The organism is Alicyclobacillus suci, from assembly GCF_017329615.1.
Lineage (GTDB): Bacteria > Bacillota > Bacilli > Alicyclobacillales > Alicyclobacillaceae > Alicyclobacillus > Alicyclobacillus suci.
Window position 1 is genome coordinate 26,500 of record NZ_JAFMTW010000034.1, and the last position, 11,940, is coordinate 38,439.

At 54.5% G+C, this 11,940-nt stretch carries 10 protein-coding genes and 1 rRNA gene; 4 read left to right on the plus strand and 7 right to left on the minus strand.

The genetic code is table 11. The features are described from left to right. The first annotated feature begins 180 nt into the window (after positions 1–180). Positions 181–1,371: a helix-turn-helix domain-containing protein gene (locus J3482_RS14735; protein WP_188332382.1), complete on the plus strand. Its 1,191-nt coding sequence runs from the start codon at positions 181–183 to the stop codon at positions 1,369–1,371. Positions 1,372–1,780: 409 nt separating this feature from the next. On the opposite strand, the gene J3482_RS14740 is transcribed toward J3482_RS14735, so the two are convergent. From J3482_RS14740 to purN, 3 genes are all read right to left on the minus strand, one after another. Beyond that, positions 1,781–2,767 carry an NAD(P)H-quinone oxidoreductase gene (locus J3482_RS14740; protein WP_146824609.1) on the minus strand — a complete coding sequence of 329 codons (987 nt, stop codon included), beginning with the start codon at positions 2,765–2,767 and terminating at the stop codon, positions 1,781–1,783. A 117-nt stretch (positions 2,768–2,884) separates the two neighbouring features. Further along, positions 2,885–3,583: a phosphoadenylyl-sulfate reductase gene (locus tag J3482_RS14745; protein ID WP_223204302.1), complete on the minus strand. Its 699-nt coding sequence runs from the start codon at positions 3,581–3,583 to the stop codon at positions 2,885–2,887. A gap of 230 nt (positions 3,584–3,813) precedes the next feature. Continuing rightward, positions 3,814–4,395 (minus strand): phosphoribosylglycinamide formyltransferase, encoded by a 582-nt coding sequence (gene purN / locus J3482_RS14750; protein WP_146824620.1) that lies wholly within the window; start codon positions 4,393–4,395, stop codon positions 3,814–3,816. 135 nt (positions 4,396–4,530) lie between these two features. On the opposite strand from purN, the gene J3482_RS14755 reads away from it, so the two are divergent. After that, positions 4,531–5,694 (plus strand): aminotransferase class I/II-fold pyridoxal phosphate-dependent enzyme, encoded by a 1,164-nt coding sequence (locus tag J3482_RS14755; RefSeq protein WP_206919508.1) that lies wholly within the window; start codon positions 4,531–4,533, stop codon positions 5,692–5,694. A gap of 143 nt (positions 5,695–5,837) precedes the next feature. Here J3482_RS14755 and J3482_RS14760 read toward each other — a convergent pair whose 3' ends face one another. After that, a complete protein-coding gene (locus J3482_RS14760) occupies positions 5,838–7,031 on the minus strand; it encodes an MFS transporter (RefSeq protein ID WP_146824608.1) in 1,194 nt (397 codons plus the stop codon). Positions 7,032–7,130: 99 nt separating this feature from the next. Between J3482_RS14760 and J3482_RS14765 the strand changes: the two genes are divergently transcribed. Further along, complete coding sequence (locus J3482_RS14765) at positions 7,131–8,453, plus strand: purine/pyrimidine permease (RefSeq protein WP_146824607.1); 1,323 nt, start codon at positions 7,131–7,133, stop codon at positions 8,451–8,453. 40 nt (positions 8,454–8,493) lie between these two features. Here the strand turns inward: J3482_RS14765 and J3482_RS14770 are convergent, their stop codons facing one another. Both J3482_RS14770 and J3482_RS14775 read right to left on the minus strand, forming a co-directional pair. Next, positions 8,494–10,035, minus strand: a complete 1,542-nt coding sequence (locus J3482_RS14770; protein WP_206922618.1) for a glycosyltransferase family 2 protein — start codon at positions 10,033–10,035, stop codon at positions 8,494–8,496. A 93-nt stretch (positions 10,036–10,128) separates the two neighbouring features. Next, positions 10,129–10,962 carry an undecaprenyl-diphosphate phosphatase gene (locus J3482_RS14775; RefSeq protein WP_146824605.1) on the minus strand — a complete coding sequence of 278 codons (834 nt, stop codon included), beginning with the start codon at positions 10,960–10,962 and terminating at the stop codon, positions 10,129–10,131. Positions 10,963–11,126: 164 nt separating this feature from the next. On the opposite strand from J3482_RS14775, the gene J3482_RS14780 reads away from it, so the two are divergent. Next, positions 11,127–11,582, plus strand: coding sequence for a DinB family protein (locus tag J3482_RS14780; RefSeq protein WP_188332380.1), 456 nt, complete (start codon positions 11,127–11,129; stop codon positions 11,580–11,582). A 267-nt stretch (positions 11,583–11,849) separates the two neighbouring features. Here J3482_RS14780 and rrf read toward each other — a convergent pair. Next, positions 11,850–11,940: ribosomal RNA gene (gene rrf, locus J3482_RS14785) — 5S ribosomal RNA — on the minus strand; the annotation flags it as partial.

Sequence of the window (11,940 nt, forward strand, 5' to 3'; positions counted from 1 at the left end):
GTAGACATGCGATGGGTATAAATAATGGGCAATGGCGCAGCATTAGTCAACATCAGCTTGGGCGAGTGCGACCACGGGGACGTTCGCACTAAGGTCCAGAGGTGTCCATTTCCTTCTCATTCAATCTTACAACATCGCAAATCACTCACGCACGTGACTATTTGCATAAGGAGATTGAAGATGATAGGCAGCAAAATTAAACGTCTCCGCATTGCAAAGGGATTGACACAGCAACAATTGATTGATGGTCTGTTTGACCGGTCGTATTTGAGCAATATCGAGCGCGGTAAAATCATACCACCTGTCGAGACACTCGCGCTTCTCGCAACGCGTTTGGAAGTTCCACTCAGCCAACTCACAGATTATATGGAAGTGATTTCAAAAGTCAGTGAGATGCTCGATAACGTGCGCAAGACAAAAGACATTCAACTGGTTCGTAAAGCATTTACGCTGTGCGTGCGTGTCGAAGCAATTGAATCCATGATAGAATGCGTGCTGGAATGGTCCAGGATTCAATTGCCGAATTTGAATCAACACGTTGAACTCTTAGAAGCAATCAATCACACCATCTTTTTAATGGGGACGCTGGACGAAGAGTTTCCCCAAAATGTCGATCTGCTGCTCTGCAGAGCCAATACGTATTTTTACCTAGGAATGTTAGATCAGGCTATTTTAGCATACAAAGGCCTGGAACAACGCGACTTGCCCAACGAATTGCTGGGACGAATTAAAATCAGCCTGGGCAGTACCTTAATTCGGACGCTCAATTACAAGGCTGCGTACGAGAAACTGCAAGAGGCGCTTGAACTAGCCGACTTGCCCGAAGCACTGCGGGCCCGCGCACATCAAGGGCTAGGCGTGTGTTGCCGATATCTTGGACAATGGTCGGCTGCCGAGCATTATTCAATGCTTGCTGGTAAGTATTTTTTGCACAAGGATTTCAATCGGTATATACACATTCAGCACGGGCTTGGTATACTTTGGCTGGACAAACTTGATTTCGACAAGGCAGCCAAGTATTTCGCCGAGGCCCAAGAGTATTATCGAGCGAATCACATGATGCTGCCAGAAGCCCAATTGTGCGAAGAGTTTGTTCGGGCCGAATTTTACAAGGGGCGCTTTGAAGAGGCTAATGCATTTTGCAATCGCGGATTGCAATTGCTCAAAGGGCTCGACGCTGCATTGGCTGGGAAGTTCTTCTTGTGGAAGAGCAGGATTTATCTGATTCTACAAGAACCATCGCGCGAAGAAGACGCATGGCAAGCTGCAAAAGGATTACTAGGGCCGCAATTAAAGACGACCATCGATACGATGGATCCGAATATGCCAAAAGAGATAAAACAGAACTTTTACAAAAAAATCGGGGAATAGGTACTTTGTGGAACGTCTACCGATGGACGGCAAAACGAGGCCTATAGATGAGAGATAACCAAAGCCTAAAGACAAACAATAGAAAAATACCACCGAATGACGGAATCCCTACAGGTAAATTCCATACATTTGGTGGTCGACCGGGGTTTGAGTCAAAGCCTTTGACTACCTCCATCATAACGCGTTTGGTTTAGTCACGCGCGTGACAGATTTCAAGTCGACCCTACGAAGCCTCATCACGATGTGCAACCTTCTTTGTTTAGATGGTAAACTTAGCCCCAGTCAATCGCTCACTTAGCGCCCAGAGGCGTGCCGCGAAGTCGGCAATATCGACGTCTTCGCGGCACACGCCCCCATATCGTTTACATTTAGCTAGGGGACTTACCGCACACCAGGCGCCCGCGTCGATTTAGTCAGCGATACTCAGGACGATTTTCCCGATATTTTTGTTTTCCTCCATGTATCTGTGTGCATCCTGCACTTCGCGCCAGTCAAACACCGAGTCGATAACCGGAGCGATTTCACCGCGTTCGAGTGCATCCCCCGCGAATGTCTGAAAGGCCTGGGATAATTCGATTTTGGTCGCGAGCGAGCGAGATCGGAGGGCGGTTCCAATGACCTGCAACCGGCGTGCCAAAAGGGTACCCAGATTGACGTTTTGGACTTCCGTGCCCCCCATTGTCCCAATGAGCAGCAAGCGGCCATCGACCGCAAGCGCCCGAATATTATCTTCAAAGTAGGACGCGCCAATAAAGTCGAGAATGATATCGGCCCCCCGGCCATCAGTCTGTTCTTCGACGAATGGCACAAACGACCCGTCGTGATAATTCCAGCCTGCTGACGCGCCAAGCGACATGCAACGCTCCAGTTTCACGGATGAGCCGGCCGTGACAATCGACGTCGCCCCAGCCAACCGAATCAACTGGATGGCTGACGTGCCGACACCGCTGGCCCCAGCATGGACGAGCACCGTGTCTCCCGGTGCCAGTTTGGCAAGGGAGAACAAATTTAAATAAGCGGTCAGAAAGGCTTCTGGAATCGCGGCGCCCTGCGCGAACGTAAGGCTATCCGGGAGCTTCATCAGCATCCCTGCGGGCACGGTCACATATTGTGCGTAGCCCCCACCGGGAAGTAGCGCGTAGACTCTGTCTCCGACTGCGACAGAGGTCACGCCTTCGCCCACCTGCGCGACTTCCCCGGCCATCTCGAGCCCGAGGATTTCTGAGGCTCCCTTCGGCGGTGGGTAAAACCCGCGCCGCTGCAATAAGTCGGCGCGATTGAGCGCCGTGGCCCGAACGCGAACCAACACTTCGCCGGCACCTGGCACAGGGGTTTCTATTTCGCCGATGTGCAGGACTTCGGGCCCCCCGAATTCGCGAATCAGTACAGCTTTCATGATGCATCCTCCTGACCGTGCAAAACGTATGTATTGCTTGTAGTTTAACATCTTTTTCTAGTAAACAAAAAGGGCGGCCCTGTCCAACTTGAACAGGTGCCACCGCGTGTAAACAGGTCAACGATGGAGGCCGCACTCCGTCTTCGCAAATCCGGCCCAACGGCCGCTGCGCGGGTCCTCACCCGGCTTCACAGGGCGTGTGCAGTGGACGCAACCGATACTCGGGTATCCCTGTGCGTGAAGGGCGTTGTAGGGGACGTCGTGATCGTCAATATAGCGCCACACATCCTCATCTGTCCACAAAATCAGCGGATTTACTTTTACCAAGTGAAACTTTTTATCGGCTTCAAACGCTTGAGCGTGGGCGCGGGTCGGGGCCTGATCACGCCGGATACCCGTCATCCAGCCGTCATACGCTTGCAGATGCCGCTTCAATGGTTCCACCTTGCGGATGTTACAGCACTGGTTCGGATCACGCTGCCACAACTCCTCCCCATACTGCCTGGCCTGTTCCGTCAGCGTGAGCTTCGGTTCGACCCGCGTCAAATCGGTCAGTTGATAATGCTTTTTCGCGGCTTTGATAAGCGCATAAGTCTCCTTGAAGAGAACGTGCGTATCTAAGTAGAATACGTTGACACGAGCGTTCATGCGCGCCAGCATATCCAGAATCACCATATCCTCCGCCCCAAAACTACAAGCGAATGTGACACGCGGTAGGCGCTCCAATGCGACCTTTAGGATTTCCTGGGGTGCTGACGTCTCATGCCTCGCTGCAAGCGTCTGAATCGTATTCTCATCCAGCACTAAGCTATTCAAATCAGATAGCACCTCGATCTCAATAAAAATATCGGCGGCTGGACAGACGAAAGCCGCGGATTGGCACAGCGCGCGACATCGCCACCGATGTCGGCCGTTCGAAACATAGGTATTCCGCGTCATCCGAGACTGTGCGGTGCTTCAAGGCGCCCGCACATGCCTGTTGAAAAATCGTCAGTCGCCGTTACACTTGAGATAAACGAGAAGACGGCGCAGCCGCCTTGCGCTAGTTAAGGCGCTTGAATCAACTGCTGAAGGACTTGGATGTACAACTCGCCCTCTGTCGCAGCCACGCGCATGCGCAAGCTGTCTGGCGTATCGCTTGGCAGGACGGGAACGCGCGTTTGGGCGAGGATGCGGCCGTTATCATACAGTTCGTCGACCAGATGAACAGTGGCGCCCGTTTCCGTCGCACCGGATTCCAGGACGGCGGTATGAACGCGCATGCCGTACATCCCCGGTCCGCCAAACGCTGGCAAAAGACTCGGGTGGACGTTGAGAATGCGCTGTGGAAACTGCTCCAGCGTACGCTTGCCAATTCGCTTCATATACCCGGAGAGAACGACGTAGTCCACTTGGTGCGCCTGTAACACCCGGACAATTTCACCGTCAACCGCCGCGTCGCCGCCACAGCGTTTGGCATTCAAACAAAAAGCGGGGATGCCTGCCTGTTTCGCGGCGCTCAGCGCACCTGCGTCCGGATTATTACTGATGGCCACCGCCGCCTCTGCAGCCAGCCGCCCAGTGTCAATCGCGCGCAGGATGGCCTGCATGCTGGAACCATTGTACGATGCAAGAAAACCCAGTCTCATAGTCACGGTGATTACACTCCTGTAATTGCCTCTATGATCATTTGAACCGCCTACGGTAAAATCGACGAAACAAGAAAAGTCTGCCGGGGTTTACTCAATCTTTCTGACACCACTATACCATGGGGAGTGCTGCACATGATTCAACCATCTCAACGGCTCAACCAACTAGACGAAGGCGTCTTTCAGGAACTGGCGCTAGAAAAGCGAAAACTCTTGGCCAGCGGCAAAGACGTCATTGACTTGAGCGTGGGCAGCCCGGATCTCCCCCCACCGCCACACGCCATGAAAGCGCTCGTCGAGAGCGCCTCTGCAAAGACGTCCTACGGATACACGATTACCGGTCTGCCTGAGTTCAACCAAGCAGTTGCCCATTTCTATGCTCGCTATGGCGTCGTCCTCGATGCCGAGCGAGAAGTCTTGCAACTGCAAGGTTCGCAGGATGGCCTCGCCCACCTCGCGCTGGCGCTCGTGAACCCCGGCGATACGGTGCTGTTGCCAGACCCAGGTTACCCGATTTACGAAGGCAGCGTCCGCTTGGGTGGCGGTATCCCATACCCCATCCCAATCGACGCAAAGACGCTCCATCCAAATTTCGATCTCGTCCCACAAGACGTCCTCGAACGCGCCAAGCTCATGATTCTTAACTACCCAAGCAACCCGACCGCGGGTATCGCCACTGTCGAGATGTTCGAGCAGGTCATCTCCGTCGCGCGGCAGTACGACATTTTCATCGCCCACGATTTCGCATACTCTGAATTGATTTTCGACAATCAGCCGGCCATCAGCATCCTGTCCCTGCCAGGGGCGAAGGAAGTGGCCGTCGAATTCAATTCGCTCTCCAAGACGTTCAACATGGCTGGCTGCCGAATCGGTTACTTGGTCGGAAACGCCGAGGTCATCGGCCACTTGCGCAAACTAAAGTCACATATCGACTTTGGTATCTTCCTGCCCATCCAGCGCGCTGCCATCGCGGCCTTGACCACAGAGTGGGACGGTCTCGCCCCGCAGCGGGCCGAATACATGCGGCGACGTGATGCGCTGTGTTTTGCGCTGTCGCGCCATGGCTGGGAGATCCGCAAGCCATCTGCCACGATGTTCGTCTGGGCGCAAACACCAAGCGGTCAGACGTCCTATTCGTTCGCACTCGACCTCATTCGTCACGCGGGCGTCGCCGTCACCCCTGGCTCGGCCTTCGGCCCCAATGGGGAACACCACATCCGCATGGCCATCGTGCACGCTCCAGAGGTTCTCGAGGAAGCGGCGAATCGAATTGGGGCATACTTGGCCATCCACGCCTGAGCTAAGCACTCGTAGCCTGCAGGGCGTGCCACCCTCCACGACAGCCACCTGGCTCCCCCAAACGCACCATAGGGCCCAGAAGGGCCCTATGGCTTGGATATTCGATAAACTCCCTGATTCTCACAACCACGGATGTAAAATCTTTACGCAGCGGTATGGCGACCACCGTCATTCGGCAAGAAGAAGCTCAAAATACTTCCGAGGACTGGCAGGAACATCAAAATGTAAAAGACGACATTGAGTCCCACGGCGTCCGACAACGCGCCAAAAAACGTCGCGCCAATACCACCTGCACCCACGCCGAAACCGATGGTCAAACCGGAAGCCAAACTGACGTTGCGTGGCAACAGGTACTGGCAGTACACGACGGTCACGGCGAACGACGAGAGAATAAAAAAGCCAAACGGAATCAGGATAATCAGTGCCAATGCGCCGTGCAAAAACGGCAAGAAGAGCGCAAACGGCACAGAGCACAACATCGAGTACAGCAAAATCCGTTGCTTTGGCATTCTGTCCGCCAGCATACCGCCAATGAACGTACCAATGGCGCCGGCCGCCAAGAAGATAAACGTGAAAGAATCGGCCAGACTGTAACTCATGCCAAATTGTTGCCGATAGTAAAAGGGCAGGAACACGGCGATGCCAATTTGGCACCACGACCGGAGGATGACAATGACGACCAAAAGCGTAACGGCCCCGATTTGATTGTCGCCCTCGGCCTCCCGCATACGCTTGCGATTGCTTTGCAAGCTATCCCGGTACCACGGGTAAATCCGCCCTGTGAGCAACAAGCCGCATGCGACGGCGATAAAAAACCAAAGCAGGCCATGCACGCCCATCGCGAGCAAAAATAAAGGCATCATCAGCTGCCCTAACGCCTGGCCGCTGTTGCCGCCCACCTGGAAAATCGCCTGTGCTAAGCCCCGGGCGTTGCCTGAGGCCAACTGCGTGCCGCGTGATGCCTCCGGGTGAAAGGCGCCGGATCCGAGGCCGCTAATAGAAATGAGAATCAACAGACAGGCGAAGTTTGGCGCAAAGCCCGTCAGCGTGAGACACAAGGTAGATAAAAATAGACCCAGTGGAAGCAACCAGGCACGTGGGTATTTATCCGTCAATGCGCCAAAGAGTGGTTGCGATATCGATGATGTCAAATAAGAGCATAGAACGACAAGACTGGTCTGCGTGTAATTCAAGTGATATGTACTCATATACAACGGGGACAACGCCGGTACGACGCCAGTTGTCACCAGGTCATTGAGCAAGTGGGATCCGCTTAAACTCCAGACCACACCCCGCTTGATGCCACTGGCCGCGCGTTCGATACTACCTTCTGCCATACCATTTCACCCTCTCGATGAACCAAAACAATTTTAAGATACGCCTCCCGAATGATATCATACGAACGTTGTTTTCTTCATTCTTAGGAGGTTCATGACATGCAAGGACTACAATACGGCTTACAAGATAGGCCCAAGGGGGCGGCATTGCTGCTCGCATCAATTCAATGGTTTGTCTTTTCGCTGGCGAACGTCATCACCGTCCCCATTGTCCTTGGGCACGCGTTTGGGCTGTCCGCCCATGATATCGCCATGTACACCGAGCGATCATTTTTCGTCTGCGGCATTGTCAGCCTGCTGCAAACGCTCATCGGCCATCGCTACGCGATTATCGAAGGGCCTGCCGGTATGTGGTGGGGCGTCTTTCTCATCCTCATCCAAATGACCAAACAACAACACGAATCGCTGACAAATTTACTGCAGGAGCTAGAGTTCGGCCTGATTATTGCCGGCATTGTCTTCATCATCCTCGGCGCTACCGGCCTCCTGAAGTGGATTCGTAAACTATTCACACCGGTGGTCACGGGGACGTTTCTGATTTTGCTCGCATTGCAAGTATCGAGTTCACTGGTCGAAGGCGTACTCGGCATTGGCTTTCGCAACCGCTCCACCGTATCTCCTGAAATTATCCTATTGTCCGTTCTCTTGATGGTGCTGACGCTGCTGCTCATGTTTAAAGGGCGGGGCATCATCCAATCCATCGCTGTACTCATCGGGCTCATCATCGGCTGGGTACTCTATGCGGCCTTGGGCTTGGTCGATCCGCCCCAGACCCACGCAGCCGTCTTCGCCCTGCCGTCGTTGTTTCCATTCGGCCCACCGAAGATTCACCTTGGCGTCACGATAACCTGTGTGATTACGGCCATCATCCTGCTCTCAAACCTGATTGCGAGCGTCCAGGCGTTCGCAAGTGCAGCTGAGGACACCCCCTCCAATGGCGCCTACACGCGTGGCACCTTGCTCACTGGTGTGGGCACAGGGCTTAGCGGCATCTTTGGCGTCGCCGGCGTCGTCCCATTGACGGCAGCGGCCAGCCTTGTCGCACTGACCGGCATCGCCTCTCGCCTGCCGTTCATTATCGCCTCCGCAGCTGTGGCAATTCTCGGGTTCTTTCCGTTTATCGGCCAGTGGGTCGCGACGTTGCCCTCCCCGGTCGGCTACGCCATTTTGTTCACGGTATTCGCCCAACTGCTCGGGTTCGGCTTGCGGGATTACAAACGCCTGGCGCTTGACCAGCGAGACGTCTTCGTCATCTCCCTGGCGGTTCTGACGGGTGTCGGTATCTACTTCATCCCGTCCACGGCTTGGTCCGGCATTCCACCGGTACTCAGCTACTTGTTAGACAACGGCCTCATCGTCGGCGTCATCCTCGTCCTCATTTTCGAACATCTCATCTTTCGCCGCAAACAGGATGCCCGTTAAACGGGCATCCTGGTCACAGCGACGGAGACTGGGTCATAGCCTATCCCATCTCTTGTTGCAACCAACCTTTTCGTTGCATGTATTTCTCCGCAACATCACGCCTACGCAGGGTGTCCGGGAAATTCCCCCGACTACCCAATCGCCTTTGCAAATACGCAATCGCCTCCATATAGTCCCCGATAATCAACTGTTGCAACGGCTTGCCTGCCGACGTGTGGTGCAGGTGCGGCCGGTACGCGTTGGTCTTCACGACGTCCACCGCATGGACCGCTTGCACGCGAAGACCCGCGAGTACCGCCTTCACTTCAGCGAGTGGTGGAACCATGAGCGCGTCCGCACCAATCGTGCGAACGGCATCGCCGCGAATAGCATGCGGGACGGCTGTCAGCGAGGACACGCCTAAATCGCTGCGGCCCAAAGCCAGATTGAGGAAGCGTTTTACGATGGAGGGCGGGTCTGTCTGACGCGCCTTCGGCAAGATATCATCGAGCCGGTTGAGGGCGACATCGACACCTGTATCCAGCGCATTCAGAAATGGCAAGATATCTCCCTGTTGTAAGACAATATCGGCGTCCGTGATAAAATATTTGTCGGCCTCAACCTGCAAACATCCCATTGCTCGACCCACATCGTGCCCCACCCGCTGGCGATGATAATCTACCAATACGTTTGGCATTCCTTCATACGCCTTGGCCATCGACTCATCGACACCGTTGCAAATCAACTGGATGCAATCGACATTCGAGGCCCCTAACGTGCCCACAAGCTCTGGCAAATGTCGTTCACCCTGCGTCGGAATGACACTGGCGACTCGCACACGCGTCGGCGCGACGACCGTACTCGCCAACCGGTCACCTAACTCGCGTCGCCGCCCCAAGTCCGTGAACCCGGCCCGAATCCCCCGTTCGCGAATGATGACCGCCATCCCCTCGAGACAATCACCGAGAATCAGTTCGCGATACGCCTTCAAATGCAGAGCGCTGCGCACGCGATTCAATTTTCCCACATGCACACGGCCTGCCAACGCAACCTTGAGCCCTGACGTGCACATGGCCCGCGCTTGTGCCACAGGCGGCACACAAAAGGCCATCGGCCCCAACGTCTCGATGGCTTTCCTCGACAAAGCGTGGGGTACCGCCGTCAAGCTAGCTGCACGCAGGTCTGCTCGGTTGGCGAAGATATTTAAAGCGTGCTTGGCCACAGCGGTCTGATGGTGGAATTGTTTCGTGTGAGGAAAAGGGTAGCGGTTGAGGGCGACGTCGACACCGCGTTCCACCGCGCGAACAAACGGCTCCAACTGCGCCAGCGGAATCAGCATATCGGCATCGAGAACGAGCACAATATCCCCTCGAGCCAGACCAATGCCTATCGCGCGTCCGACATCGGGCCCAAGCTGATGTGTAAAACGAACGACCCGCGCCCCGGTGGCCTTGGCGATACGCGCCGTGCCGTCGCGACAGCCATTCGCCACGACGATAACCTCTGGTTTGCGATTCCATTGCAATAAACGCCGCACCAACGGGCCAATCGTTCGAGCCTCGTTATGTGCGGCGATGACCACACTTAAACGACGGTGCTTCATTTACGGCCCCCCTGCTCGTCTGTGCGCTACAAGTGCTGCTCTCATGCTATGTGCACACAGGGGCCGCGGTTTGGACAACCGCCTACCGACAGATTAGAAATGCGCGCCCACGCCAGCCATGATGGCGACAACAACGCCAACAACAATACAATACCAGCCAAACGGACGCAGCGCCCGAACTTCCGACGTGCGGAAATAGCGCATCAAAAACGCGGTCGCCAAAATTGCCACAATGCCGGCAATCAATCCGCCCAAGAGCCCGTCATGAATCATTTGCGGGCTGCCCGCGTGCATTAGCTTCGGCACCTCAAGCACTGCCGCGCCCAAAATCACAGGCGTCGCCAGCAAAAAGCTGAAACGCGCCGAATCCTCATACGACATCCCACTGGAAAGGCCCGCCGTCATCGTGATACCAGACCTCGAAAAACCTGGAATCAAAGCGAACGTTTGGACAATCCCGATAATCAGTGCACGTCCATACGACAAGTCACTCAGTTGTTTCGTCGCGCGTCTCCGGCGGCGCATCGCGTCCGCCACAAATAGCACAAATCCGTTGACAATTAGAAAAATGGACGCTGACAATGCCGACGGAAACAATGCCTGCAGTTTTGTCTCAAACAACTTACCGATAATCGCCGCAGGAATCGTCGCTACAATAATCAGCAACAACTGCCGACGCTCATTCCGACGATGTCGGATGAAGAGGCTGGCAATCAGCCGAATCCAATCTTTAATAAAATAGAGCAGTAATGCAATGCCTGTCCCCAAATGAAGCATCACGACAAACGGAAGAAAGACATCCGATTCCGAAAACTGCTTCCAGTTGAACACGTACGGCAAAATGACGGCGTGTCCCACACTACTAATCGGAAACAGTTCTGTGATGCCTTGCATAATCGCGTACACGATGACCTGCAAAATATGCATGCAATGGCCTTCCTTTCAATCCTGGCTCCAAGAGCAACCTATTTATCAAGGTAAAAACCCTCCCTCATTGTAACGGATGAGCACAAGTTGGCAATTGTGTTTTTAGATTTTCAAAGGGAGTTTGCTAAACTATGAAGGGAATCCATGGTCAAGGAGGCATTTCGATGACAAAAGCACAGACCTTTTTACAACAATTCATGGCACACCGTTCCGTACTTCCAGACCTAATCGCGACGATGAAGGACAAGGACCTCAGCTTCCGCCCATGGGATGGCGCGATGACGACAGCCGATCTCGTCTGGCACATCCTCTCGGTCAGCCACAGCATGGCCTCAGCCGCCGCCACTGGCCAATTTGAACGAATCACCGACAAGCCAGACTTGACGACTATCGAAGGTGTGCAACGCATCGTCCGTGAACGTACAGACGAATTGCACAACCTTATCGACGCTATCCCCGACGAGCAACTCGACGCCACAATCGAACTATTCGGCAACCAGGTTCCTGCCAGCGCCGCTTTGCAATTGCTCAAAGATCACGAAATCCACCACAAGGGCCAACTATTCGTCTATGCTCGCATGTGTGGCGCAGAACAAATGCCAATGTTTATCAAGCGCTAACCAGCTACTACTCAACACACCTGTCAACGCGTGGGCCACCGTGTCGAATCCCCATGGATTCCCCGCACCGTGGCCCACTCTACGTTTGGTTGCGCTCATTTCACTCCAAAAGAAACCGTAACTCGCGTGTGGGGCTTTGTGATCATCACATCGAAGCCCCCTCACGAACCGCGTGCAGGGGGCTGAAACACAAATTCTACCCCAACACAAAAAGAGCCCCAAAGGTCCCGCCTTCTCAGCGTTCCCCTCAGGGCCCTTCTCTCTCTCGCCTGGCAACGTCCTACTTTCCCAGGAGGTCTCCCTCCAAGTATCCTCGGCGCTCGAGGTCTTCACGTCCGTGTTCGGGATGGGTACGGGT

Excerpts from the sequence above, each read along its gene's own strand:
- J3482_RS14735 (WP_188332382.1), top strand. The coding sequence starts at position 181 with ATGATAGGCAGCAAAATTAAACGTCTCCGCATTGCAAAGGGATTGACA.
- J3482_RS14740 (WP_146824609.1), bottom strand. The coding sequence starts at position 2,767 with ATGAAAGCTGTACTGATTCGCGAATTCGGGGGGCCCGAAGTCCTGCAC.
- purN (WP_146824620.1), bottom strand. The coding sequence starts at position 4,395 with ATGAGACTGGGTTTTCTTGCATCGTACAATGGTTCCAGCATGCAGGCC.
- J3482_RS14755 (WP_206919508.1), top strand. The coding sequence starts at position 4,531 with ATGATTCAACCATCTCAACGGCTCAACCAACTAGACGAAGGCGTCTTT.
- J3482_RS14760 (WP_146824608.1), bottom strand. The coding sequence starts at position 7,031 with ATGGCAGAAGGTAGTATCGAACGCGCGGCCAGTGGCATCAAGCGGGGT.
- J3482_RS14765 (WP_146824607.1), top strand. The coding sequence starts at position 7,131 with ATGCAAGGACTACAATACGGCTTACAAGATAGGCCCAAGGGGGCGGCA.
- J3482_RS14770 (WP_206922618.1), bottom strand. The coding sequence starts at position 10,035 with ATGAAGCACCGTCGTTTAAGTGTGGTCATCGCCGCACATAACGAGGCT.
- J3482_RS14775 (WP_146824605.1), bottom strand. The coding sequence starts at position 10,962 with ATGCATATTTTGCAGGTCATCGTGTACGCGATTATGCAAGGCATCACA.
- J3482_RS14780 (WP_188332380.1), top strand. The coding sequence starts at position 11,127 with ATGACAAAAGCACAGACCTTTTTACAACAATTCATGGCACACCGTTCC.